Here is a 25,712-nt window from a genome sequence, read left to right as displayed (position 1 = left end):
TTTTAAAAATTAACTTTAAAGCCCATTATAAAAGTTTTCATAATAGGGGCAGTTACATTATAAAGTCCCGCTCCATAGACAGGAGAACTAAATGCATTTGAACTGGATTCTGGGTCAAAATAAAGTTTTTTATCAAAAGCCCAAGTATAAACATTCTGTCCCTGAAGATAAATATAAATACTATCTAAACCTGGAATATTTAAAAAACTTTTATCAAAAGTATATCCAAATTCTATATTCTTTAATCGAATATGATCTGCATCATAAAGATACCTTGTAGAATCTTCTCTTCCTTGAGGATTATTATATACATATTTCGGATTAGAAGCATTAGGATTTTGAGGTGTCCATGAATCATACAATTCAGATTGATATTGATTAATGTTAGGTCTCATTCCACTATTATTTTGTGAATATCCTGCTAAATCATAGACAGAATAATCTCCCATATAACTAAATAGGGCACTCAATTTAAAACCTTTATATTTAAAAGTATTTGTTAATCCCGCTGTTCTTGTCGGTAAAGAGTTTTTTCCTGTAAATTGTGCTTTTGCTTGAGTAATATCCGCTGTTGCTACAGTACGTGTTGCGTCAGTATACCAAAGTTGGTTTCCATTTGCCGGATCCACCCCTGCATATAGTAACAAATGCCATTCTGAAGGATTGTGTCCTACTGAAAATCGTTTAGTATTACCATCTCCTCCTGCATCAGAATAAGGTAGATCTCCGGTTGGTATATCTAAGATTTCGGACTTTATAGTAGTGAAGTTAGTCTGTATATCCCACTGGAAGTTCTGAGTTTTTATTGGAGAAAAATTAAGATTAATCTCAAATCCCTTATTACTCAATACTCCCGTGTTAGTACCTACTGAGTTTCCACCAGCATCACCAGTATTTCCAATTGTAGTTGCAGCATAATAGGCAGACAGAATCAAATCTTCTCCTTTTTTGTCAAAATAATCAAAACTACCACTAACTCTATTATTAAATAAACCAAAATCTACACCTATATTCAATTGCTTTTGAGCTTCCCAATGTAGTTGAGGGTCAACAGAATTAGGCTTCTGACCATTAATTGCATTATAAGATGCAGGTGATGTGTATGCTACCCCATTATAAAATCTATCGGGCAATCTTCCCTGTACCCCATAAGTAGCTCTTAATTTTAATTCATTAATTTTAGATATGTTTTGGATAAAATTTTCCTGATCAAGATTCCATGCCAAACCTACTGACCAAAAATTTCCCCATTTTTTGTCTGGCCCGAATTGAGACGATCCATCTCTTCTAAAAGTACCATTTAATGAATATTTTTTATCAAACACATAATTGAGTCCTCCAAAATATCCTACTAATGAATAGCCATCCTTATACGAGTAGGAAAAAGTATATCCATTTTTTTGAAACATTGATGACATATAGATATTAGTATATCCCAATGTAGAAAGATATGCATCATAGCCTACAGCAAATAAATATGTTTGATCTCTATCCACTTTATTAGACTCCATCCCCACATCTAACTTTAATGAATGTTTTTCAGCAAAAGTTTTAGAATAAGAAAGAATATTAGAAAAAGTCCAGTTTGTTAATATTTTATTAACGTTTGTAGATCTACCTTTCATTTGCTCTGTTGTACCATCTACATTGGTCACATCTATAGGAGTTGCTCCATCTCCAAATAGAGGATTATTGAATGAAAAATCTCTAGAGTTTAATAAGTATCCTGAAATTTTAGAGTTAAAACTTAAATAATTAGTTATATTATAATTTCCTTCTAAATATCCGGTAATTCTTCCTTGAATATTTCTATCAAAATCTAAGTTTTGGATAGCTACAGAATTGAAATTACTATCTGTAGCATAGTATACTAAATTCCCATTATAACTTCCATCAGCATTATAAATAGGCTGTGTAGGTGAAGTTTGAAAAGCTCCTTTTATGGGGTTAGCAACATAATTATCATCTATTGGTCCTTCTGTTACTACTCTACCTCCTGTAAATCCTGCTCTAAGATCAATTTTATCCGTCAATTTATACGATGCATTAACAGTTGCTGTTAATCTTTTCAGTGCGGCATTCTTCGCTATCCCCTGATAATCATCATAAGAAAGAGACGAAAAAATAGAGGATACTTCATTTCCTGCACTTACCTGAAAATTATAGGTTTGTGTGTAAGGGGTTTTACGAGTTACAGCATCTTTCCAATTCGTATTTGTAACACCATCCCATCTTAATTCTTGTGTCGCTCTTGCTCTTCCAAGATCCATCGTTCCCACTAATCCTGCATTGTAAAGCCCCAAAGCATATAAATCAATATGCTCTTGCGCACTAAGCAACTTTAATTTATTAAAAGCTTCTTTACTAAATCCTACAGAAGAATTAAAATTAAATTTGGCTTTACCTTTTTTCCCACTTTTTGTTTTAATTAAAATTACTCCATTTGCTCCTCTAGAACCATAAATAGAAGTAGCTGCAGCATCTTTCAACACTACTAATTCTTCAATATCATTTGAATTGATTCCATTAAGTGCATTAGTTGTAGCAACAACTGAAGAAACATCCCCAGTAAATTGAGGAATACCATCTAATATAACCAATGGGGTTGTATCTTGGGTTAAAGAACCTAACCCTCGAATAACAATATTAACATTTGCTCCAGGTTGTCCACTCGTCATATTCGTTGATACTCCCGCTACACTTCCTGTTAAAGCATTATCAACAGTAGTAAAATGAGAATTTTCCAATTTCTCCTTGCCTACAATTGCATAATTTCCAACTTTTTCTGCCGCTGTTTCTTTTCTTCCATAACCAACCAAAACTACTTCTTCAATCTCTTTAGTTTTAGTAGCAGTATCTTTTTTTGGCTTTGTTTTTTGTGCCATTAGCATCCCTCCTGTAAAGAATAGAACACCAACCGACAGCACTCGTAATTTTACATTCATATTAACACTATTTAATATTCTAATCGGCAAATTTGTTAAAAAAAATTAACATAAGCAAATCTAATTTTGAGATTTTCAATGATTTATATAAAAACATATACAAATAACACTTATATCCCATTAAAATTAACAAATCACCCATAGCGTCAAATAGCTTTTAAAAAAATAAAAAAACCTGCTAAAAGCAGGTTAAAACTATGGTGATTTTCTTATTTCAATTTTTTCTTCACAGCCACTTCTTCATAAACTTCCAAAATGTCTCCTACTTCAATATCATTGTAGCCTTTAAGATTCAGACCACATTCATATCCTTTAGTTACTTCTTTCACATCATCTTTGAAACGTTTTAAACTTTCCAGTTCTCCATCAAATTTTACAATTCCATCACGAAGCAGACGAACTTTAGAATTTCGCGTCACTTTTCCTGTAAGAACCATACAACCTGCAATAGTTCCCACCTTGGAAATCTTGAATACTTCACGAATTTCAACATTTCCAATTACTTGTTCCTGAATTTCCGGCGAAAGCATTCCTTCCATAGCCTCTTTAACTTCATCAATAGCCTTATAAATTACAGAATACGTTCTGATTTCAATCTCTTCACGATCTGCAAGTTCTTTGGCATTAGCTCCTGCTCTTACATTAAATCCAATGATAATAGCATCTGAAGCAGCAGCTAAATTGATATCAGATTCCGTAATCTGACCAACACCGGAATGAAGAATATTCACACTAATTTCTTCCGTAGAAAGCCTCTGTAACTGATCCGAAAGCGCTTCTACAGATCCGTCCACGTCACCTTTCAAGATTATATTCAATTCTTTGAAATCTCCAAGTGCGATTCTTCTTCCCAATTCTTCGAGTGTTGTATGCTTTTTAGTTCTGATAGAAAGTTCGCGCTGCAATTGTTCTCTTTTATTTGCTATAGATTTTCCTTCACTTTCGTCTGCATACACACGGAATTTATCACCCGCAGTAGGCGCGCCGTCTAATCCTAATATTGTTGCAGGAATTGACGGACCAGCTTCTTTCAGGTTTTTACCTCTTTCATCGAGCAAAGCTTTTACCTTACCATGATTTTTACCTGCTACAACATAATCTCCTACTCTTAGAGTTCCGGTCTGTACCAGCATTGTTGCAACATAACCCCTACCTTTGTCTAATGAAGCTTCAATTACCACACCATTAGCAGATCGCTCAGGATTTGCTTTTAGTTCTAACAATTCCGCTTGAAGCAATACTTTGTCTAATAATAAATCTACATTATTACCAAATTTTGCAGAAATTTCCTGAGACTGAACATTCCCTCCCCATTCTTCCACCAAAATATTAAGTCCTGAAAGTTGCTGACGAATATTATCCGGATTTGCGTTTGGCTTATCTACTTTATTGATAGCAATAATCATTGGAACACCGGCAGCCTGAGCATGAGATATTGCTTCTTTTGTTTGAGGCATTACATCATCATCCGCAGCAATTACAATAATTGCAATATCTGTAACTTGAGCTCCTCTTGCTCTCATCGCTGTAAATGCTTCGTGACCCGGAGTATCAAGGAAAGTAATTCTTTGACCGTTTTCCAACTTCACATTATATGCACCTATATGCTGAGTAATTCCGCCAGATTCTCCAGCAATTACATTTGTTTTTCTGATATAATCCAATAAGGAAGTTTTACCATGATCAACATGCCCCATTACAGTAACAATTGGAGCTCTTGCTTGTAGATCTTCTTCATTTTCTTCAATTTCTTCAACCGTTTCTTCCAAATCAGCATCCTGAAATTCAATTTTATAGCCAAATTCATCAGATACAAGTAACAAAGTATCCGCTTCCAATCGCTGATTCATAGTTACCATTACACCCAGTGAAAAACAAGCAGAAATTACTTCAGTCGGATTCACATTCATTAGGCTTGCTAATTCTCCGACAGTAATAAATTCTGTAACTTTAAGAGTTCTATCTTGTGCTTCCATTTCCTGCTGAAGTTCATCCTGCTCTCTTCGGAAAGACCTTTTATCTCTTCTATGTTTGGACGCTTTAGATTTTCCACCTTTATTGGTAAGTTTCTCAAGCGTTTCTTTGATTTGGTTTTTTACTTGCTCATCGGTAAGCTCTACTGGCATTACTCTTTCAGCACCTCTTCTTCCGCTTCCTTTTCTATTATTATTTCCGCCTCTGTTTCCTCCTTGATTATTTCCACCCTGATTTTGAGGTCTGTTTCCTTGCTGATTATTTCCTTGTTGGTTATTCCCACCTTGTTGTTGCCCAGCAGGTTTTTCAATTCTTTTTCTTTTCTTTTTAGCAGAAGACGTTTTCGGTTTTTCCTGAAATTGTGAAAGATCCACTTTCTCTTTTAAAATTTTAGGACCATCTAATTTTTGATAAACGGTTTCTATTTTTTCAGGCTTTCCAAATTCAACAGATTTTATTGGCTCTGCTTCTTTGTTTTCAACCGGTTGTTTCTCAACAGATTTTTCAATTTCTTTTGCAGGAGCTTCCTCTTTTTTAGGCATCGGTTTTCTTTGGTTTATTTCATCCAAGTTTACTTTGCCCAAGACTTTCAGTTCAGGTTTCTCTTCTTTTTTCTCCTCTACTTTTTCTACTTCGGCTATCGGCTCAGCAGGTTTTTCTTCTTCTTTTTTAGGATTTAAATCTATTTTTCCTAAAATTTTAGTTTCTGCTTTCAAGGTTCCTTTTGCACGGATCACCTCTGGTTTTCTTTCTTCAATTTCCAATTTTTCTTCCGGAACTTTGGAAAGCACCACTTCCTGAGAAGCCTTTCTTTGTTCACCATCACGGGCAAATTCAGCTTTCAGTGCAGAATAGGCATCATCATCCAATTGTGCATTGGGATTGTTCTCTACTTCAATACCTTTGGAATTCAGAAATTCCACAAGCCTGTTCATTGAAATATTGAACTCCTTAATTGCTTTATTTAATCTTATTTTTGGCATTTAACTGTTTTACTTTTAATATTTTGTTGAAGTGCTTATTACTTACATTATCAAAATCCTTAATCTTCAAATTCTTCTTTAAGGATTTGCTTTACCTCTTCAATGGTTTCTTCTTCTAAATCTGTCATGTTCTGAAGGCTTTCAGTATCTTTATCTAAAACAGATTTGGCTGTAGTTAATCCTACTTTTTTAAATTGTTCCAAAATCCATTCTTCAATATCATCATTGAATTCATCCAATTCTACATCATCTTCTTCCTGAGTTTCTCTGTAAACATCAATTTCATAACCGGACAACCATGAAGCTAATTTAATATTCTGTCCTTGCTTACCAATTACTTTTGATATCTCTTCAACCGGAGTGTACACTAATGCATACTCTTCTTCAGGATTAATTTCAATTTTGTTGATGGTAATATTTCCTAATGCTCTTTTTACAAGAATTTCAGGATTTTTAGACCACTGGATCACATCAATGTTTTCATTCTTCAATTCCCTTACAACTCCATGAATTCTGGAACCTTTAACACCAACGCAAGCTCCAACCGGATCAATTCTATCATCATAAGCATCCACAGCAATTTTTGCTTTTTCGCCAGGAATTCTCACTACTTTTTTCAAAATAATAGTTCCATCCTGAATTTCAGGAATTTCAAGTTCAAGAAGTTTTTCTAAAAACTTCGGTGCTGTTCTGGAAACTATAATCTGAGGCTTTGCTCCTTTGAAATCCACACTTTCCACAATCGCTCTCACACTTTCCCCTTTCTTGAAATAATCCGAAGGAATCTGATTTTCCTTAGGAAGGATAAATTCATTCCCTTCATCGTCCAACAAAATTACATGTTTGTGACGAATATGGTGAACTTCTCCTACTACAATTTCTCCGATTCTATCATGAAACTGCTCGTATAACATCGCATTGTTGTGCTCCTGAAGTTTCGTAGCCAAAATTTGCTTCAATGTAAGAATATTTCTTCTTCCTAATTGTGCAATCGGAATTTCAACGGTATATTCTTCACCCACTTCAAAAGTAGGATCTATTTTTTTTGCTTCGGAAATTTCAATCTCCAAATCATCATCTTCAGACATTTCGTCTTCTACAATAGTTTTATTCAAAAATATCTGAAAGTCTCCCTTATCCGGATTCACGATTACATCAAAATGATCATCGGAATCATATCTTTTTCTTAACAAGGTTTTAAGCGAATCCTCAATAATCGCCATCAAATCAATCTTGCTAATCCCTTTTTCATCTTTAAAATCACCAAAGGATTCAATTAATGCTAAACTGTCCATATTTTCAAATGATAAATTATAATTGATGATTGATAAAAATCACATCTATTTTGTTACTAAAATTTAATTGTTACTAAAGCTTTTTTAATATCGGAATACGGAATTTCGGTTTCTTCCACCGCGTCCATTTTTCCTTTTCCCACCTCTTTTGGTTTTCTGAATTTTCTGGTCAAAACGATCTTTTCTTCATCTGCAAGAGTCATTTCACCTTGTAATTTTTCATCATTGTTCAGCACCACATCCAATTCCCTTCCAAGGTTTTTTTTGAATTGGCGTGGAAATTTCAAAGGCTCACTCAAACCCGCAGACATCACCTGCAAGCTAAAATCATGCTCTTCTCTATCCATATTGAATTCTATAGCCCGACTTGCATCAAGACAATCCTGCAATGAAACTCCATGATCTCCATCTAAAATAATAGTGATATCATCATTTGCAGAAATTTTCAAATCAATAAGGAATAGATCCTGCCTTTCTTCCAGAAATTTATTCAGTAAATCTTCTATTCTTTGTCTAAACTCCATCATACTCTAACTTATACGAAAACCTAAAATTATTTCTACGAAAAAAGGCTTTCTTGCGAAGGCCCTTTCATTGTTTCCGTAAATCTTCTGCAAAGATACGTATAAATTATAATATAACAAAATAAGCCATTCATTATCTATATTTTAATTTTTAAAAAATGGTTACCTTTGCAAAGATTTTTTTAAAATTTATACACTTTGAATATTACAATCGTTGGAACCGGCTATGTAGGTTTAGTTACCGGAACTACCTTAGCAGAACTTGGAAATTCTGTTTATTGCGTAGATATTGATGAAAAAAAGGTGGAAAGCATGAAACAAGGCATCGTTCCCATCTATGAGCCTAATCTGGAAGAAATGTTTTTGAGAAACATTCAGGCAAATCGTTTATTTTTTACCACGAATTTGAAAGAAGCTTTAGACAAAAGCGAAGTTATTTATCTTGCTCTTCCTACACCTCCCGGTGAAGATGGCTCTGCAGATTTGTCATATGTTTTGAAAGTAGCCAATGATATCGGCGAAATGATGACCGATTATAAAGTGGTAGTAAACAAATCTACTGTTCCTGTAGGAACTGCAGACAAAGTTCGAGAGGTAATTTCCTCAAAAACGCAGATCCCTTTTGATGTGGTTTCCAACCCGGAATTTTTGCGTGAAGGTTTTGCAGTAGAAGATTCCATGAATCCTTCAAGAGTAGTAGTAGGCGCAAGTTCTGATAAAGCAAAAGGAATTATGGCCAAAATCTATCAGCCTTTTACCAATACAGGGATTCCGATTATTTTCATGGATGAAAAATCTTCTGAATTAACAAAATATGCAGCCAATTCTTTTCTCGCTGTAAAAATTACTTTTATGAATGAAATCGCAAACTATTGCGAAAAAGTAGGCGCTGATGTCGATAAAGTTCGTCTTGGAATGGGAAGTGATGACAGAATCGGTCACAGATTCCTATTTCCGGGAATTGGATATGGTGGAAGCTGTTTTCCAAAAGATGTGAAAGCATTGATAAAATCTGGTAAACAGGAAGATTTCAATTTTCAAATTCTGGAAGCTACGGAAAATGTAAATACTTCACAAAAAGTAATTTTAACTTATGAAATTGAAAAGTATTTTGGCGATTTGAAAGATAAAAAAGTGGCTCTTTGGGGACTTGCTTTCAAAGCGAATACGGATGATATTCGTGAAGCCTCTTCTTTGGATAATATTAAAATTTTATTAGAAAAAGGAGCTAAAGTTACTGCTTATGACGCTATTGCAGAAGAAAATGTAAGAAGAATTCTAGGAGACAAAATAGAATATGCTAAAGATATGTATTCTGCTTTAGAAAATGCAGATTGCCTTCTGATAGCTACAGAATGGCCGGAATTTAAAAATCCGAATTTCAATCTGATGGCGGAAAAAATGAAAAACAAAATCATCTTCGACGGAAGAAATATGTATCCTTTAGAAATCCCGGAACAAAACGGCTTTTATTATAAATCAATCGGAAGAAAAACAATCAAAAACTAATGAAAAACATTATCATCACAGGTGGTGCCGGATTTATCGGTTCTCATGTAGTTCGTGAATTTGTAAAAAACTTACCAAACACTACAATTATCAATCTTGATGCTTTAACGTATGCCGGAAATCTTGAAAATCTGAAAGATATCGAGAATGAATCCAATTATGTTTTTGAAAAAGCTGATATTACAAAACCAGAAGAACTGAGAAAAGTTTTTGAAAAATATAATCCGGACGCAATTGTACACTTAGCTGCGGAATCTCATGTAGACAGAAGTATTACCGATCCGAATGCATTCATCAACACCAATGTTATCGGAACTGCAAATCTTCTGAATCTTGCAAAAGAATTTTGGATATTAAATCCTGATCATACTCACGGAAATTTTCCTGATGAGCAAAGAACAAATTTATTTTATCATGTTTCTACTGATGAAGTATATGGAGCTTTGGGTGAAACTGGTTTTTTCACTGAAGAGACTTCTTATGATCCGAAATCCCCATATTCTGCAAGTAAAGCGGCTTCCGATCATTTAGTAAGAGCTTATGGTAATACCTATGGAATGCCTTTCATTGTTTCTAATTGTTCAAACAATTATGGTCCGAATCATTTTCCTGAAAAGTTGATTCCTCTTTGTATTTCAAATATTTTGAATGAAAAACCTCTCCCAATTTATGGTGACGGAAAATATACAAGAGACTGGCTTTTTGTGATTGATCATGCCAAAGCTATTTTCCAGATTTTCCATCAAGCAAAAACCGGAGAAACTTATAATATTGGTGGATGGAACGAATGGCAAAATATTGATCTTGTAAAAGAGCTTATCAAGCAGGTCGATGAAAAAACGGGAAAACCAGAAGGATATTCTGAAAAGTTGATTACATTCGTAAAAGACAGACCTGGTCACGATAAACGTTATGCTATTGATGCCACAAAACTGAATAAGGATCTTGGCTGGAAACCAAGTGTAACTTTTGAAGAAGGACTTTCAAAAACCATTGACTGGTTCCTTGAAAATAAAGAATGGTTGGAAAATGTAACTTCAGGAGATTATCAAAAATATTACGAAAATCAATACAACTAAAATGAAGGGAATTATTTTAGCCGGAGGTTCTGGAACAAGGCTTTATCCATTGACAATTGCAGTTAGTAAGCAATTAATGCCTGTTTATGATAAACCTATGATTTATTATCCGCTTTCCACACTTCTTTTAGCGGGAATTCGTGAAATTTTAATCATCACTACTCCTCATGATCAGGAGGCTTTCCAAAAATTATTGGGAGATGGTTCTAATATTGGTTGCAAATTCGAGTACAAAGTTCAGCCTTCTCCTGATGGTCTTGCTCAAGCATTTATTTTGGGAGAAGAATTTATTGGAGACGATTCTGTTGCTTTGGTTTTGGGTGATAATATTTTTTACGGAACCGGATTACCGGAACTTCTTTCAAGCAAAACAGAAGTAAAAGGAGGTTGTGTTTTTGCCTATCAGGTTTCCGATCCTGAAAGATATGGAGTGGTAGAATTCGATAGCAATTTGAAAGCTATTTCCATTGAAGAAAAACCAGAAACTCCAAAATCCAATTATGCTGTTCCAGGTTTATATTTCTATGACAATTCTGTTGTAGAATATGCTAAAAATCTGAAACCTTCACCAAGAGGAGAACTGGAAATAACTGATATCAACAAAATTTATCTGGAAAAAGGGGAACTTGAAGTGGGAGTAATGAGCAGGGGAACTGCTTGGTTAGATACTGGAACTTTTGATTCTCTTCACGAAGCCTCAGAATTTGTAAAAGTTCTGGAAAAAAGACAAGGGTTTAAAATTTCCTGCATTGAAGAAATTGCTTATAAAAAAGGATTCATCAATGATGAACAGCTTTTGAAATCGGCTGAAAAATACGGAAAAAGTGGGTACGGAGAATACCTGAAAAAAATCGTAAGATAGATTTAGCAAAAATCAGACATTAATGATGGAGTAATATAATTATTCTAAATTTGCAAAAAAATTAAAAAAAATGAGTGAACCTCAACAGAAATGGAGTGAAATCATTGAATCATCACATTCTTTATTTGATCTTAAACTAAAAGAAGTTTGGAGATATAAAGATCTTGTTTATATGTTTGTGAAAAGGGATTTTGTATCAGGTTTCAAACAAACCATTTTGGGACCGGCATGGTTTTTTATTAATCCTATTTTTACTACAGTTGTATACTTAATTATTTTTGGAGGAATTGCAGATATTTCCACAGATGGAGCTCCAAAAATTCTTTTTTATCTTGCCGGAGTTACTCTATGGAATTATTTTTCTGCATGTCTTACCGGAACATCAAACGTTTTTACAGGTAATGCAGCAATTTTCGGGAAAGTATACTTTCCCCGATTGGTAATGCCAATTACTATTGTAATTTCCAATTTAATGAAATTCGGAGTCCAATTCGGATTATTTCTGATTGTATGGGCGATATATTTTTTTAAAGGAGAAATCCATCCCAATCTTTGGATGTTAGCCACTCCGTTTCTTATCATTCTTATGGCAGCTTTTGCTTTAGGAATGGGAATGATTTTTTCCTCACTTACTACAAAATACAGAGATTTGCAAATGCTTTTAGGATTCGGGATCTCTCTTTATATGTATATTACACCAGTTATTTATCCATTATCCAGTCTCAAAGGAGTTTTTCGGGAAGTTGCTCTTTATAATCCATTGACAGGAATATTTGAATGCTTTAAATATGGCTGGTTAGGATACGGAGAATTTTCTTCAACATATATTTTAATAAGTGCCATTATCATATTTTTATTATTGGCATTAGGAACAGTTATTTTCAACAAAGTTGAAAAATCCTTCATGGATACCGTATAACGTGAAGCAACCAAAATCTACAATCAAATAAAATAATACAATGCTGGCTTTAAAAGCAGAAAATATATCAAAGCAATATCGTCTCGGAAAAGTAGGAACCGGAACCATTTCTCATGACCTCAATCGTTTTTGGCATAAGGTTAGAGGGAAAGAAGATCCATATCTAAAAATCGGGGAATCAAATGACCGTACGGTAAAAGGAGAAAGTGACTATGTATGGTCTCTTCGTGATATTAATTTTGAAATACAACAAGGAGATGCTGTTGGAATCATCGGGAGAAATGGTGCAGGAAAATCTACCCTTCTGAAATTATTGAGCAAGGTAACCAAACCATCCACCGGTAAAATTTATACAGACGGGAGAATTGCTTCTCTCTTGGAAGTAGGAACAGGTTTTCACCCCGAAATGAGTGGTCGTGAAAATGTTTTTCTAAATGGAGCTATTCTTGGAATGAGCCGTAAAGAAATCAAAAGAAAATTTGATGAAATTGTAGATTTTTCAGGAGTAGAAAGATACATTGACACTCCGGTGAAAAGATATTCTTCAGGAATGTATGTGCGTCTTGCTTTTGCTGTAGCTGCACATTTGGAATCGGAAATTCTTATTGTAGACGAAGTTTTGGCAGTTGGAGATGCAGAGTTCCAAAAAAAATGTCTCGGAAAAATGGGAGATGTGAGCAAAGGTGAAGGCAGAACAATTCTTTTCGTAAGCCACAATATGTTAGCCATCAGTAAGCTTTGCAGAACGGGAATCATGTTAGAAAAAGGACAACTTGTGTATGATGGGCCCATTGATGACTGTGTGAAAAAATACAACACCGTTAATAACGCCAATAATGGCACAGAAATTAGTTGGGAAGAAAACAGTGCTCCCGGTAATGATTTAGCTAAGATATTGAGCATTAAAGCAACTTCCGAATCTAAAGAATTCAAAATCAATGAAGATATTGAGCTTGATTTTGAATTTATAAATTATGTAGAAAACCAGAGGCTAAATATTTCTTTTTCCGTATTTACAGATGATGATGTATATGTATTGTCATCACCTAATTTATACAGACCAGGTTATAGTAAAGGAGTACATACTTCAAAATGTATAATTCCTAAAAATTTTCTGAATGCCAATAATTACTATATTACAGTATTATTAGTCGGCGAAAATTTTACGATAATCGCAGAAATGGACAAGATCATTAAAATTGAAATAAATGATGTTACTGAAGAAAGAGGAGAATATTTAGGAAAGTGGAATGGCGTAGTAAGACCAAAACTGGAATGGCAAAATGATTAATTTTTTTTCATTTTTTTCTTCAAAAAAAGATTTGGTAATGTATGATACGATTTTCCCAAATCCGATTTCCGGTTTCAGATATGCTGAATTCACTAACCTTTTGGAGCATTACAATAATTCCGAAATTCTGGTAAATCCATCAGATTATATCGTTTTAGGGCAAAAAATATCAGACTTTAAAAAAGATCTTTCATTATTTAGAAATAAATTTCCGAACATTTTTCATAAAATAAAAAATGTAGATGGAAAAATTGGAAGGATAAATACCAAACTGTTGTATTGTGTTTTTTTTAATAACATAGTGAATCTTTTTCCTTTGATAGAAAAACAAAAAATAAATTTTGTTTTTACGCTATATCCGGGTGGTGGCTTTAGTCTTGATGACAAAAATGTAGAGGAGAATTTAAAAAAAATCATATCTTCAAAATTCTTTAAAGGAGTAATTGTAACACAAAAAATTACTCACGATTATTTGATTGAAAGACTAAACTGCCCAAAAGAAAAAACACACTACATATTTGGAGGTATTGTTCCTCAAAACTCTATTGATAAAGAAATAAAACGTGTTTATAAAAACGACCAGCCATTTAATATCTGTTTTTGTGCTGCAAAATATACAGATAAAGGAATAGATAAAGGTTATGATGTTTTTATAAATGTAGCTCAGCAGCTTATTCAAAAAAACTATAATGTGAAATTTACAATCGTTGGAGGTTTTGATGAAAATGACATTGATTTAGGAAACTATAAAGATTATTTTCAATTTTTAGGATATAAAAAATTTGACGAACTTAGTTCTGTTTTTTCGGATCAGGATGTGATTTTATCTCCTAATCGACCTTTTATATTGAGTAAGGGATCTTTTGATGGTTTTCCTTTGGGAACAGTTGTGGAAGCCGCACTTAATGGTGTTCTTCCCATTATAACAGATGAACTGAAACAAAATACGGTTTTCGATAATGACGAAATTATAATTACTGTGCCAGAAGTAGAACCAATTGTTTCTCACATAGAACATCTGATAAAAGATCCGAACCTGCTACAGGAAAAGAAAGTGAAAACCCAATCAAAATTTCGGGAAATTTATAGTAATAATCATCAGTTAAACTCCAGAATAAATATTTTAAACAATTTTATAAACGCATGATACCCGTAACAAAGCCCTTTTTACCACCTCAGGAAGAATACCAGAAATATATCACAGGTATTTGGCAACGCAATTGGCTTACCAATATGGGGCCGCTTGCTTCCCAATTAGAAATGGAACTTAAAGATTTTTTAAAAGTTTCTCATCTATTATTTGTGACCAACGGAACAGTAGCAATACAAATGGCTATTAAAGCCTTGGAAATTACAGGAGATATCATTACTACTCCGTTTTCCTTTGTTGCCACAACAAGTTCTATTGTATGGGAAGGTTGCAATCCTGTTTTTGTAGATATAGATCAGGATACTTTATGTATCGATCCAAAAAAAATAGAAGCTGCTATCACTCCAAAAACGTCTGCTATCTTGGCAACTCACGTGTACGGAAATCCTTGTGATGTGGAGGCAATCGACAAAATAGCAAAAAAACATAATCTGAAAGTAATTTATGATGCAGCACACGCTTTCGGAGTGGAAGTTAATGGAAAATCTATTTTTGAATATGGTGACATTTCCACCTGCTCATTACATTCTACCAAACTTTATCATTCTATTGAAGGAGGATTGGTGATTACCAAAAATGCTGACATTTTAAAAAAACTTGCTTATATCCGCAATTTCGGAATTTCAAATTTTGATACGTTTGCAGAATTAGGGCTCAACGGAAAAAATTCTGAATTTCATGCTGCAATGGGATTACTGAATCTTAAATATATCGATCAAATTTCTGAAAAAAGAAAGCAAATTTCTGAACATTACAATGAGAAGCTAAAAGGACTGCAAGCAAGAAGACCGATTTGGCACAAAGATTCTCAAGAAAATCATTCTTATTACCCTATCGTTTTACAAAGCGAAGAATTATTAATAAAAGTGAAAACAGAATTGGACAAGCAGGAAATATTTACAAGACGGTATTTTTATCCAAGCCTTGCTTCTTCATTGCCTTATCTTCCAAAACTGGAGCTTCCCATTACTGAAGATATTGCAAAAAGAGTTCTGTGTTTGCCTCTATATTCTGATCTTACTTTGGAAGAAGTAGAACTTATTTGTAGAACAATTCTTAGAATTCAGAATAATTAAAAATTCAAAAAAATGCTGATTATTGGTGCAAAAGGCTTTGCAAAAGAAGTACTGGAAATCTGCCATCAGAACGGATTGCTCCATAATCTGGCCTTTTATGATGATGTAAATGAAGATGTAAGAGGAAAATTGTATGACAAATTTCCTATTTTAAAAACAGAAGAAGAAGCCCGTAATTATTTTGAAACTATTGAAAAATCTTTTACTATTGGGATTGGCAATCCTTTTTTAAGAGAAAAATTGTATCAGAAATTTTTATCTTATGGAGGTGAAGTTGCTTCTACTATAAGCAAAAAAGCGGATATAGGATCTTATAATGTAAATATTGGAGAAGGCTCTAATGTGCTTGATGGTGTTAAAATTTCCAATGATGTATCAATCGGCAAATTGGCCATTATTTATTACAATTCAATCATTACACATGATGTGGAAATAGGAGATTTTGTTGAAATTTCACCTGATGTAAAATTGCTGGGGAGATGTAAAATTGGAAATTTCTGTAAAATAGGAACTAATTCGGTCATATTTCCGGATGTTGTTATAGGAAATAATGTAATTATCGGAGCGGGAGCAGTTGTAAATAAAGATTTACCAGACCATTGTACAGCTGTAGGAATTCCGGCAAAAATTATCAAATAGAGTTTTTTATGAAAAAATCTCCATTGGTAAGCGTAGTAATGCTTGCTTATAATCATCAAGAATATATAGAAGATGCTATAGATGGGATTTTCATGCAACAATATTCCGAGGAAATGGAGATTATTATTGCCGATGATTGTTCTAAAGACAACACCCATTCCATTATAAAGAAAATTTCTGAAACACATCCGAAAGGAAATTTAATTAAATACACAAAGCATACTAAAAACAAAGGAATGATCCCCAATTTTGTATGGGCTTTGCAACAGGCAAAAGGAAAATATGTAGCCATTTGTGAAGCCGATGATTATTGGATTGATCCATTGAAACTTCAAAAACAGGTCAATTTTCTTGAGCAACATTCGGAATATTCCATCCATTCAGGAATGGCACAAACTCTTGCCGGAAAAGATTTTAAGGAAATAATCGGGAATGCATCTATTAAAAACAATTACACCATTCAGGATTTTTACACCAAAAATAATCTGATAACGTGTACCAGCCTCTTCAGAAATGCCAATCTGAAAAATAAATATTTTGAAAAAATATTCTTCGGAGACTGGATGTTGTACACCACTATTCTCCATATTTATAAAGATACAAAAGCATATATTTCTGAGGACGTGTTTTCAGTATATCGTATCCATCAAGGTGGAGCTATGCATACTTTAAAAACTCCATTTTTATTCACTTTACGACATTTTGAGCAAATCTGGAATATAAAAAAATATATGAAACCCGAATATTCGGATAATGATATCTATACCATTAATCATTATTATAATCAGTTGCAAAAACATTATTCGGCCAATAAAAATCGTCTCAAACTTTTTGAAATATTTTTTAAAAGATTAATTTTATCCAGAAAAAAAGTACCTTACAGAAATTTTATAAAAAGTCTCATCCCTTAAAATCCTACTCGTGTCTATACTTATTTCTATAGTCGTTCCATGTTATAATCAGGCTCAGTTTTTAGATGAATGTCTGCAATCAGTACTTGATCAGACCTTTCAGAATTGGGAATGCATTATCGTAAATGATTCTTCTCCGGACAATACCGAAGAAGTAGCTAAAAAATGGATGGAAAAAGATACCCGGTTCAGATATCTGAAGAAAGAAAATGGTGGTCTTGCCTCATCTAGAAATGCAGGAATTGTGGTCGCAAACGGAGAATGGATACTTCCTTTGGATAATGATGACAAAATAGACCCAAAATATCTGGAAACAGCAAAACAGTATTTTACTCAGGATTACAAAGTAATTTATGCTAATATGCAGAAATTTGGAGCTATTGCCGATCAATGGCGTTTTCCGGATTTTAGCCTTTCCACTCTTGCAAAAGATAATATTATCCATTGTTGCGGTTTTTTCAAAAAATCGGATTGGCAGGGAGTGAACGGATATGATACCAATATGATTCATGGACTGGAAGATTGGGAATTTTGGATCAGCATGCTGAAAAACGGAGGAAATGTGAAACGTATTGACGAATTATATTTTTTCTACCGAATCAAGGAAAATTCAATGAATTTAGAAATCAGCAATAAGACTGAAAACTATCTGAAAATGATCCGTTATCTTGAGCAAAAACATTATGATTTTTTCTCAAAACATCTCGGAACAATAAGGGAAAACTATCGGGCAAAAGAAAAACTTCTTGGTAGATATAATACCAAATATTATAAAATCTATAACAAACTGATAAAGTTGATAAAAAGATAAATGGCTTCGGTGTTCAGTATATTACGTTTTTTCCATACCAACAGTAAAAAAGCTGAAGGCAGATATTTGCATATCTTTTTCAAAAGTCTTTACTATAAGCTGAAATATGGCAAGTTCGTTTTTGCATATCCTAACACACAATTATCCGGAATTCAGAATATTTCCATTGGAAAAACTCTTCATATAGGAACTGTTCCTCACGAATTGAATCATAGGAAAGATGTTACCAAAATCAATGTTTTCGGAAAGCTGAAAATTGCATCCGATTTCTATCATATAGCCAGAGGAAGTAGAATTGATATTGGAGAAAATGCCGAAATGTCTATCGGAAAAGGAGGCTTTATCAATCCCTTTACCAATATTATTGTAAGAAACGGACTCAGAATTGGGGATGATTGTTATATCTCTTGGAATTGTCAGATTTTGGATGAAGACTATCATTCCGTAAATTATGAAGGTAAAAAAGAAAAAAATAAATCCATCGAAATAGGCAATCATGTCTGGATTGGTAATTCTGTTTCTATATATCAGGGAACTAAAATTCCCGACGGTTGTATCGTGGCATCCAATTCTGTTGTACGTGGAGTTTTTGAAAAGCCCAACTGCATTATTGCCGGAAGTCCTGCAAAAATTATCAAAGAAAACATCTCGTGGAAGTAATGGAGAATACACTTGCTATTATTATTCCTTATTATAAGCTCACCTATTTTAAGGAAACTTTGGAATCTCTTGCCAATCAAACCAATACAAATTTCCATGTATATATTGGTGATGATTGCAGTCCTGAAAATCCCGAAAAGCTAATACATTTTTATTCTCAAAAAATTCCTCTTTTTTATAAAAAATTTGACACTAATCTTGGTGGCAAAAATCTTGTAGCACAATGGGAACGCAGTATCGAACTTTCAAAAAATGAAGATTGGATCATGATTCTCGGAGATGATGATACGCTTTCTGAAAACTATGTAGAGAAATTTTATGAAAATCTACAAAAAGTAGAATCCAAAAATATTCAGGTGATTCGTTTTGCTTCCCGTCATATTGATGAAAAAGGAAATCCCACTTCCGAAATTTTTAAAAATCCTGAAATAGAATTGGCAGCAGATTCTTATATGAGAATCTTCAAGGGAGGTGGAAGAAGCACATTAACAGAACATATCTTCACCAGAAAAACCTATATCAAAAATAAATTTAAAAACTTTCCTGTTGCATTTGGAAGTGACAATGTTGCTTGGCTGGAATTTCCGGAAATGGGTAATATTTTTAGCATTAATGATGCTTTTGCCAATATCAGAATTTCTTCCGAACATCTTTCTTCTAAAGATGAAGGAGATCTAAAATACAGACGAAGAGAGGGAATTTATCTTTTCAACAGATACATCATCCGAAAATATTCAAGTTTTTTCAGCAAAGAAGATCAGTATTTGATTTTGAAAAAAGCCTTTAAATACCTCCGATCATCAAGCAGAAGTAAAACAAAAGCACTTGATTTTATAGTTTTTATGACCAAAAAAATCGGACTTTCCAAAGCATTAGATATTGTAAAGAATAACAAATATTCTTAAAATTTGCTTTTTAGCTTCTCAAACAAAGCAACAATAGTAAGAAGTGGATTCAGCTTGAAATATCTTTCACCGAAGGATATTTTTTTAGAATTCAAAGCAATATCCATATAATTTTTTGCCAACGATTTTTTTTCTTTCCAGGAGGTTTGGTCTTCTATCTTCTCTCTGTAGCTTAGTAATGTGCCTTTTGGATTATCTTTCAAAAGCTGAAAAAACTTTGCACTAAGACCATCTTCCATATAATCTCCTCTCACCAAAACATGGTCGGTATAAAGAATTTTAAATTTTTTTTCAATGCGCCTCAACACTAAAGATTCCGGACAAAACTTTTCTCCTTCGAATTCTGGAAATGGAAAATTTCTGTAAATTCCCGTTTTTAGACAAAACATCATTTCGCCTTTGTGTTCCCATTCATATTTTTCAGGAGAAGTCCAAGACTTTTTTCCGTATTTCTTTTCGTCAAAAACAATTTTATTGGAAAAATGAATGAAGGTAAATCCCGCCAATTCTGATCTTTCATTGATAGTTGTTGCTATTTTTTCCATTTCTTCGACTGCATGATCCACCAGAAAATCATCACTGTCGATATTTACAAAATATTCTCCTTTGGCTTCTTTCAGACCTTTATTGATAGCGAAATGCTTTCCTTTATTTTCCTGAAAAATATATCTAATCGATATTTTGTTTTCATCAATAAATTTCCGAACCAAATTTTCAGTATCATCCTGAGAGCCATCATCTACAATCAGCCATTCAAAATTTTTAGAAGTCTGTTTTGTAAGACTTTCATAAAGCCTTAATAATGTTTTCTCGCGATTATAGGTTGGAGTAAAAATGGTAATCATTTTATTTAACTTCAAATTTCTTTTTTAGATTCAGGAAATATTTTTCAAAAGTATTGTAAGAGATCCAAGAGACCAAAATAGTAGCACCAAAAACCGAAATATAAAGCAACGCATTAAAATATCCGGCATCTTTATACGAAATCAAAAATTTTAAAATCAATACGGTAATGATCCAGTGGTACATATATATTCCATAAGAAATTCTCCCCAAAAACTGACTTATGGCTGTATCAATATTGATCCATTTGCTTTTCACCACAATCACCATCATAATTGCAAAAAATAAAGAGTAAACCTCGTCTGTAAAACTATAAAAAGGAATTCCCGCAAACCATAATACAAATGGCAATAAAAACAGAATAAAAGCTGCAATATCGTTTCTGTAGAATATCTCGACCCATTTTTTATTTTTAGCCAAACTATACCCGAATACTCCACCTAAAGCCATACAATTGAATTTTGTATGATAAAATATTTTCTCTGTAAAAGAATACAGTTTTTCATTATGGATGGTATGTACATTTATATAATTCAAAACATAAGGTGCTAAAGTATAAATGATGATAAACAACACTAATGTCTTTATCATTTTTTGATTGGACACAAAAGCAATAAGCAAAGGCCAGAATAAGTAAAATTGCTCTTCTACACCAATAGACCATATCTGCGGACTACCGGGCCAATCCGATTTTAAGGCAAGAGGAACATTTGGAAAAATACTTAGGCAAAGCAATAAGGTTCTTTTGGGCACATCAGAATTTATTAAAAAATAAGATAGCGCAATTATAAGATAGTACAAAGGCCAGATCCTGAGAATTCTTCTTATGTAAAAATTCTTGAAAGAAATTTTAGTCTTCTTTTCTTTTTCCTTTACTAAAAGGAAGGTGATGAGAAAACCACTCAATACAAAAAAAAGCGTTACAGAAAAATGAGCATTAGGCACTTTTAGAAACTGAACCGGCGGTAAACCTAACATTCCCTTTATAATTTCAATATGACTCCAAACAACAATAAGTGATGCTATTGCCCGAAGAGTATCAAGGCCTTTTAAGTAATGACTCATAAAATTGAATATAAAAAACTCTTATAATTAAAACTTTGTATTTTTGTATAATTTTAAACAAATGATTCCAAAAAAAATTCATTATTTCTGGTTCGGCAAAGGTAAGAAATCTGAGCTTACCGAATTCTGTATCCAAAGTTGGAAAAAAATCCAGCCTGATTTTGAAATCATTGAGTGGAACGAAGAAAATTTTGACGTCTCATCCAATGTTTATATTAGAGAAGCCTACGAAAAAAAGAAATGGGCTTTCGTATCAGACTATGCACGAGCCAAAATTCTTTATGAACATGGCGGCTTTTATCTTGACACCGACATGGAGCTTAAACTCCCTTTGAACGAATTTCTGAACGAAAAAGCAATTTGCGGATTTGAAATCAAGGGAACGCCTTTTTCTGCATTTTGGGCAACAGAAAAAGAACATGAATTGGCAAAAGATATTAAAGAATATTACGAAGTACAAAAGCAATTTGAAGAAATTCCCAATACCAAAATATTTTCCCAACTTTTGGTAGAAAAATACGGTGCTTTTGCCGATAAGGATGAATTTCAGGAACTAAAATACGGAGTAAAACTTTATCCTTCCCATTGTTTTTCATTGGATCTTCCGAAGAATTTTGTAGCTCATCATTTTTCGGGATCTTGGCATGGAGCATGGAGTGACGAAGAAAACTCTTATAAATCGTATATTAATTCCTACGGAATTACAAAAATGTTTACCGAAATTCCGAATGGAAAAAAAGAAATCAAGAATCTGATTTTCAATCACAAAAAATTTACAACAGACGAAATTCTTGATCAAATACCGCTCACTTATATTGCTGATTACCTGAAAAGGAAAATCAAAAAAAAGTTAAAACTCTGAAAGCCAAGCACACATGAGAATAGAACAACTTACTTTTACGCGATTTATTGCAGCAATGGCGATTGTATTTTTTCATTTCGGAAAACCATTGAATATTTTTTCAAACGAAATTATACATAGATTATTGGTTCAGGCAAATATCGGGGTAAGTTATTTTTTTATTCTTTCAGGATTTGTAATGATCATTGCCTATGGAAGAAAACCTAAAGTATCGGCAGGTTCTTTTATGCAAAACCGTTTTGCAAGGATATATCCGGTGTATTTGGTTGCCATTATTTTAAGTTTGATCTATCGGGTCGGAATTTTGAAAGAGGATTTTTACCTTTCAGATACTTTTCTCAATGTATTTGCCATCCAATCATGGTTTCCGGCAAAAGCAATGACTGTAAATTTTCCGGGCTGGTCACTTTCTGTAGAATTTTTGTTTTATGCTGTTTTTCCTTTTATGTTCAATTATTTTTATAGCAGATTCAGTATAAAAAAATTGTTCTTTCCGATATTTTTCATTTGGCTTTTTTCGCAAATATGCTTTAATTATGCCTTGAATTCCGGATTGCAGTTCGGAACAGACAAAGAAACTGAAAACTTCCTTTTTTATTTTCCTCTTCAACATCTCAACCAGTTTTTATGCGGAAATCTGGCAGGTATGTTTTTCATAAATTTTTTTTGGAATCAACAAAAGAAAGTAGATTGGGCAGTAATTTTATTTGGAATTTTAATTCTATTAGCTCTCATTTTCCGTCCGGAAAATATCAATTATCATAATGGTCTTCTTATGGTATTATTTGTTCCGTTCATTATTTCCACAGCACTGAACTCCGGTTGGATCACAAAAATTTCAAACCACAAATTTTTAATTTATCTTGGCGAGATCAGCTATGGTATTTATATACTTCAAATTCCGGTCTATTGGTTTACTAAATATTTTTTGAAAAAAATAGAGATTTACGGAGATTTAAAATTATTTTTGGCTTCTGTAATAGTACTGCTCGTAGTATCGGCCATAAGCTATCATTACATCGAAAAACCTTTAAGGGAAAAAATAAAAAAAATAAATTCAAATAAAAAGATATGCTCGGAACTTTATTCTGGAGACTAAAGGAAGCTACGGCTGTAATAGCCGGAAAGAAAAAAACATTTTCCGAAAAAAAGTCGCCCGGTTTTTCAGAAAAAAATATTGATGAACTGGAAAACTTCATTATTCAGGATAAAGAATTGGCAGATTATATACATTCTTTATCTATCGAATTCTGTTTTAGCGAGTTTGGCGAAAACAGAGTAAATGCAGGTGGAAGCCAGTTTGAAGGAAATAGACTTGAACCTTCACTTTCTACATTGAGGAAATATTTTCCAAATGCAAAATATACCGTATATTCTGATTTTGATTTGGAAATTCCCGGTGTTACTCTGAAAAAAATTATTGCTTCACCTATTAAAGATGATGAACATCCAAGACATTTTTACAGAACTGCCGATTATTTCAAATTCAAATCTCTTCTGGAATCTGAAGCCGATTTCAAATGCGTTGTAGATACTGATATGTTTGTAGTTTCCGAGGACATTTATCGGCTTGTTTATCTTACCGAGATTTTTGGTTTTTGCGCTCCTTACAATTCCCGAAATCTTTTGAAAAAAGACATGAAAATTTCTTTAGATACAAAAGAAATCACAGATATGAGCAATGGTTTTGGCCATTCTTACAATCAAAGTCCGATGACGTTATGGAAAAACCATGAACAGGGAATCAATTTTTATAAAGCGTGTTGCGAATGGATGATAAAAGAACCTTCCCGTGCTTCCAGAGTAATGTGGAATGCTGCTAAATCTACGGGATTTTCACCATATCTTCTTCCGACAGAATTTTGTGTTTGTGCAGGAGACGAAGGATTGGAAAACGAAGTGTTGTTGCATGTAGGACATCCAAGTGTTGCTAAATATTATAATGTAAAAATTTAGAAATGCTTTTCAACTCTATTGGTTTTGCCATTTTTTTGCCAATCGTATTTATTTTATACTGGTTGCTCAACAAAAACTTTCGATTCCAGAATATTTTAATGATGATCGCAAGCTATTATTTCTATGCTTGTTGGGATTGGAGATTTTTGTTTCTGCTTGCATTTTCTACATTTTTGGATTATTTCACAGGATTAATGATTGAAAGAGCAGAAAAAAAACAATATCGCCTTATTTGGCTTTGGATCAGTATTGGAATTAATCTCGGGTTTCTTGGATTTTTCAAATACTACAATTTTTTTGCCTCATCCTTTTCAGAATTGATGCAGAATTTAGGAATACATTTTGAACCTTGGCTGCTGAATATTATTCTCCCTGTTGGAATTTCTTTTTATACATTTCACGGACTTTCTTACGTTATCGATATTTACTATAAAAAAATAACTGCTGAAAAAAATTGGATCGATTATGCATTATTCGTTAGCTTTTTTCCGCTTCTTGTTGCGGGTCCTATTGAAAGAGCAACGCATCTTTTGCCACAGATAAAAACAAAAAGAGTTTTCAGTTATGATAAAGCAGTAGACGGATTAAGACAAATTCTATGGGGGCTTTTCAAAAAAATGGTAATAGCGGACAATTGCGCTTATTTTGCCAATATGATTTTCAATAATTATGAAAATTATGATGGAACAACCTTAGCTTTGGGAGCTGTTCTTTTTGCCTTCCAGATTTATGGAGATTTTTCCGGATATTCTGATATCGCATTAGGTACGGCAAGGTTATTTGGTTTTGAGCTTTTACGAAATTTCAGCTACCCGTATTTTTCGCGAGACATTGCAGAATTTTGGCGAAGATGGCACATTTCGCTTTCTACATGGTTTCGGGATTATTTGTATATTCCTTTGGGTGGAAGCAGTGGTGGAAATATAATGAGAGTGCGGAATACCTTTATCATTTTTCTGGTAAGCGGATTTTGGCATGGTGCAAATTGGACTTTTATTTTTTGGGGACTTTTAAATGCACTTTTTATCATGCCTTCCATTGTTTTGAAAACCAATCGTAATAATCTGAATATTGTGGCAGATGGAAAGTTATTTCCCGGTTTTAAAGAAGGGATACAAATCATCATAACATTTACTCTTGCCTGTTTTTGCTGGATTTTTTTCAGAGCAAATACTGTTTCAGATGCTTTTGGATATATAACAAGAATGATACTGAATTTTGACAAAGCAATTGGCTATCCGATAAAGCTAATGAAAGGAGATTTCAGTATTTTCTTTTTTATCGGAATAATGATTGTTTTTGAGTGGTTCATGCGTCATCATTTGCATCCATTACGATTTGAATATACAAAAATCAACCGTTTTCTAAGATGGTCAATTTATTTGTTTTTAACACTTGCTATTCTTTGGTTTAAAGGAGATCAGGCAGAATTTATTTATTTTCAATTTTGATG

At 33.3% G+C, this 25,712-nt stretch carries 22 protein-coding genes; 16 read left to right on the top strand and 6 right to left on the bottom strand.

The window, feature by feature from the left end; genetic code table 11:
- Nucleotides 1-2: 2 nt before the first annotated feature.
- The 4 genes from AC2A1C_RS06710 to rimP all read right to left on the bottom strand — a co-directional run bounded on the left by AC2A1C_RS06710 (nt 3) and on the right by rimP (nt 7,721).
- Nucleotides 3-2,945, bottom strand: coding sequence for a SusC/RagA family TonB-linked outer membrane protein (locus tag AC2A1C_RS06710; RefSeq protein WP_484024613.1), 2,943 nt, complete (start codon nt 2,943-2,945; stop codon nt 3-5).
- 209 nt (nt 2,946-3,154) lie between these two features.
- Complete coding sequence (gene infB / locus AC2A1C_RS06705) at nt 3,155-5,902, bottom strand: translation initiation factor IF-2 (protein ID WP_484024611.1); 2,748 nt, start codon at nt 5,900-5,902, stop codon at nt 3,155-3,157.
- Nucleotides 5,903-5,961: 59 nt separating this feature from the next.
- Entirely contained in the window at nt 5,962-7,197 is a 1,236-nt protein-coding gene (gene nusA, locus AC2A1C_RS06700) for a transcription termination factor NusA (RefSeq protein ID WP_484024609.1), read from the bottom strand.
- 56 nt (nt 7,198-7,253) lie between these two features.
- Entirely contained in the window at nt 7,254-7,721 is a 468-nt protein-coding gene (gene rimP, locus AC2A1C_RS06695) for a ribosome assembly cofactor RimP (RefSeq protein WP_484024650.1), read from the bottom strand.
- Between the two features lie 198 nt (nt 7,722-7,919).
- On the opposite strand from rimP, the gene AC2A1C_RS06690 reads away from it, so the two are divergent.
- The 12 genes from AC2A1C_RS06690 to AC2A1C_RS06635 all read left to right on the top strand — a co-directional run bounded on the left by AC2A1C_RS06690 (nt 7,920) and on the right by AC2A1C_RS06635 (nt 19,533).
- Entirely contained in the window at nt 7,920-9,230 is a 1,311-nt protein-coding gene (locus AC2A1C_RS06690; protein WP_484024607.1) for a UDP-glucose dehydrogenase family protein, read from the top strand.
- Entirely contained in the window at nt 9,230-10,309 is a 1,080-nt protein-coding gene (gene rfbB, locus AC2A1C_RS06685) for a dTDP-glucose 4,6-dehydratase (protein ID WP_484024605.1), read from the top strand. Before AC2A1C_RS06690 ends, rfbB begins: the two co-directional genes overlap by 1 nt.
- A 1-nt stretch (nt 10,310) precedes the next feature.
- Entirely contained in the window at nt 10,311-11,171 is an 861-nt protein-coding gene (rfbA, locus tag AC2A1C_RS06680) for a glucose-1-phosphate thymidylyltransferase RfbA (RefSeq protein WP_484024603.1), read from the top strand.
- Nucleotides 11,172-11,241: 70 nt separating this feature from the next.
- Nucleotides 11,242-12,090: an ABC transporter permease gene (locus AC2A1C_RS06675; RefSeq protein ID WP_484024601.1), complete on the top strand. Its 849-nt coding sequence runs from the start codon at nt 11,242-11,244 to the stop codon at nt 12,088-12,090.
- A gap of 40 nt (nt 12,091-12,130) precedes the next feature.
- Entirely contained in the window at nt 12,131-13,381 is a 1,251-nt protein-coding gene (locus AC2A1C_RS06670) for an ABC transporter ATP-binding protein (RefSeq protein ID WP_484024599.1), read from the top strand.
- Nucleotides 13,374-14,528 carry a glycosyltransferase gene (locus AC2A1C_RS06665; RefSeq protein ID WP_484024597.1) on the top strand — a complete coding sequence of 385 codons (1,155 nt, stop codon included), beginning with the start codon at nt 13,374-13,376 and terminating at the stop codon, nt 14,526-14,528. The genes AC2A1C_RS06670 and AC2A1C_RS06665 overlap by 8 nt, the downstream gene beginning before the upstream one ends.
- On the top strand, nt 14,525-15,607 hold the full coding sequence (locus tag AC2A1C_RS06660; protein ID WP_484024595.1) for a DegT/DnrJ/EryC1/StrS family aminotransferase: 1,083 nt from the start codon (nt 14,525-14,527) through the stop codon (nt 15,605-15,607). Before AC2A1C_RS06665 ends, AC2A1C_RS06660 begins: the two co-directional genes overlap by 4 nt.
- A gap of 12 nt (nt 15,608-15,619) precedes the next feature.
- The gene (locus AC2A1C_RS06655) at nt 15,620-16,246 is read left to right on the top strand and encodes an acetyltransferase (RefSeq protein WP_484024593.1); all 627 of its coding nucleotides are present in this window, start codon (nt 15,620-15,622) and stop codon (nt 16,244-16,246) included.
- Between the two features lie 8 nt (nt 16,247-16,254).
- Nucleotides 16,255-17,157, top strand: a complete 903-nt coding sequence (locus AC2A1C_RS06650) for a glycosyltransferase family 2 protein (protein WP_484024591.1) — start codon at nt 16,255-16,257, stop codon at nt 17,155-17,157.
- A 10-nt stretch (nt 17,158-17,167) separates the two neighbouring features.
- Nucleotides 17,168-17,968 carry a glycosyltransferase family 2 protein gene (locus AC2A1C_RS06645; protein ID WP_484024589.1) on the top strand — a complete coding sequence of 267 codons (801 nt, stop codon included), beginning with the start codon at nt 17,168-17,170 and terminating at the stop codon, nt 17,966-17,968.
- Complete coding sequence (locus AC2A1C_RS06640; protein WP_484024587.1) at nt 17,969-18,628, top strand: acyltransferase; 660 nt, start codon at nt 17,969-17,971, stop codon at nt 18,626-18,628.
- Nucleotides 18,628-19,533 (top strand): glycosyltransferase family 2 protein, encoded by a 906-nt coding sequence (locus AC2A1C_RS06635; protein ID WP_484024585.1) that lies wholly within the window; start codon nt 18,628-18,630, stop codon nt 19,531-19,533. Before AC2A1C_RS06640 ends, AC2A1C_RS06635 begins: the two co-directional genes overlap by 1 nt.
- Here AC2A1C_RS06635 and AC2A1C_RS06630 read toward each other — a convergent pair.
- Both AC2A1C_RS06630 and AC2A1C_RS06625 read right to left on the bottom strand, forming a co-directional pair.
- Nucleotides 19,530-20,378 carry a glycosyltransferase family A protein gene (locus tag AC2A1C_RS06630; protein ID WP_484024584.1) on the bottom strand — a complete coding sequence of 283 codons (849 nt, stop codon included), beginning with the start codon at nt 20,376-20,378 and terminating at the stop codon, nt 19,530-19,532. The two genes, AC2A1C_RS06635 and AC2A1C_RS06630, sit on opposite strands and share 4 nt — an antisense overlap.
- A gap of 1 nt (nt 20,379) precedes the next feature.
- Nucleotides 20,380-21,441, bottom strand: a complete 1,062-nt coding sequence (locus AC2A1C_RS06625) for an acyltransferase family protein (RefSeq protein ID WP_484024582.1) — start codon at nt 21,439-21,441, stop codon at nt 20,380-20,382.
- 61 nt (nt 21,442-21,502) lie between these two features.
- On the opposite strand from AC2A1C_RS06625, the gene AC2A1C_RS06620 reads away from it, so the two are divergent.
- The 4 genes from AC2A1C_RS06620 to AC2A1C_RS06605 are packed head-to-tail and all read left to right on the top strand — an operon-like array spanning nt 21,503 to nt 25,710.
- A complete protein-coding gene (locus AC2A1C_RS06620; RefSeq protein WP_484024580.1) occupies nt 21,503-22,303 on the top strand; it encodes a glycosyltransferase family 32 protein in 801 nt (266 codons plus the stop codon).
- A gap of 13 nt (nt 22,304-22,316) precedes the next feature.
- Nucleotides 22,317-23,402, top strand: coding sequence for an acyltransferase family protein (locus AC2A1C_RS06615; protein ID WP_484024578.1), 1,086 nt, complete (start codon nt 22,317-22,319; stop codon nt 23,400-23,402).
- Nucleotides 23,375-24,259, top strand: coding sequence for a hypothetical protein (locus AC2A1C_RS06610; protein ID WP_484024576.1), 885 nt, complete (start codon nt 23,375-23,377; stop codon nt 24,257-24,259). Before AC2A1C_RS06615 ends, AC2A1C_RS06610 begins: the two co-directional genes overlap by 28 nt.
- Nucleotides 24,260-24,261: 2 nt before the next feature.
- Nucleotides 24,262-25,710: an MBOAT family O-acyltransferase gene (locus tag AC2A1C_RS06605; RefSeq protein ID WP_484024574.1), complete on the top strand. Its 1,449-nt coding sequence runs from the start codon at nt 24,262-24,264 to the stop codon at nt 25,708-25,710.
- Nucleotides 25,711-25,712: the final 2 nt, after the last annotated feature.

The sequence above is a fragment of the Chryseobacterium sp. HNCC26DJ241 genome (assembly GCF_057180505.1).
This window is presented reverse-complemented; position numbering and strand designations above follow the sequence as displayed.

Coding starts and splice junctions, on each gene's coding strand:
- AC2A1C_RS06670 (WP_484024599.1), top strand. CDS start 12,131: ATGCTGGCTTTAAAAGCAGAAAATATATCAAAGCAATATCGTCTCGGA.
- AC2A1C_RS06625 (WP_484024582.1), bottom strand. CDS start 21,441: ATGAGTCATTACTTAAAAGGCCTTGATACTCTTCGGGCAATAGCATCA.
- AC2A1C_RS06630 (WP_484024584.1), bottom strand. CDS start 20,378: ATGATTACCATTTTTACTCCAACCTATAATCGCGAGAAAACATTATTA.
- rfbA (WP_484024603.1), top strand. CDS start 10,311: ATGAAGGGAATTATTTTAGCCGGAGGTTCTGGAACAAGGCTTTATCCA.
- AC2A1C_RS06665 (WP_484024597.1), top strand. CDS start 13,374: ATGATTAATTTTTTTTCATTTTTTTCTTCAAAAAAAGATTTGGTAATG.
- infB (WP_484024611.1), bottom strand. CDS start 5,902: ATGCCAAAAATAAGATTAAATAAAGCAATTAAGGAGTTCAATATTTCA.
- AC2A1C_RS06635 (WP_484024585.1), top strand. CDS start 18,628: ATGGAGAATACACTTGCTATTATTATTCCTTATTATAAGCTCACCTAT.
- AC2A1C_RS06650 (WP_484024591.1), top strand. CDS start 16,255: ATGAAAAAATCTCCATTGGTAAGCGTAGTAATGCTTGCTTATAATCAT.
- rfbB (WP_484024605.1), top strand. CDS start 9,230: ATGAAAAACATTATCATCACAGGTGGTGCCGGATTTATCGGTTCTCAT.
- nusA (WP_484024609.1), bottom strand. CDS start 7,197: ATGGACAGTTTAGCATTAATTGAATCCTTTGGTGATTTTAAAGATGAA.
- AC2A1C_RS06675 (WP_484024601.1), top strand. CDS start 11,242: ATGAGTGAACCTCAACAGAAATGGAGTGAAATCATTGAATCATCACAT.
- rimP (WP_484024650.1), bottom strand. CDS start 7,721: ATGGAGTTTAGACAAAGAATAGAAGATTTACTGAATAAATTTCTGGAA.
- AC2A1C_RS06660 (WP_484024595.1), top strand. CDS start 14,525: ATGATACCCGTAACAAAGCCCTTTTTACCACCTCAGGAAGAATACCAG.
- AC2A1C_RS06710 (WP_484024613.1), bottom strand. CDS start 2,945: ATGAATGTAAAATTACGAGTGCTGTCGGTTGGTGTTCTATTCTTTACA.
- AC2A1C_RS06615 (WP_484024578.1), top strand. CDS start 22,317: ATGAGAATAGAACAACTTACTTTTACGCGATTTATTGCAGCAATGGCG.
- AC2A1C_RS06620 (WP_484024580.1), top strand. CDS start 21,503: ATGATTCCAAAAAAAATTCATTATTTCTGGTTCGGCAAAGGTAAGAAA.
- AC2A1C_RS06640 (WP_484024587.1), top strand. CDS start 17,969: ATGGCTTCGGTGTTCAGTATATTACGTTTTTTCCATACCAACAGTAAA.
- AC2A1C_RS06610 (WP_484024576.1), top strand. CDS start 23,375: ATGCTCGGAACTTTATTCTGGAGACTAAAGGAAGCTACGGCTGTAATA.
- AC2A1C_RS06605 (WP_484024574.1), top strand. CDS start 24,262: ATGCTTTTCAACTCTATTGGTTTTGCCATTTTTTTGCCAATCGTATTT.
- AC2A1C_RS06655 (WP_484024593.1), top strand. CDS start 15,620: ATGCTGATTATTGGTGCAAAAGGCTTTGCAAAAGAAGTACTGGAAATC.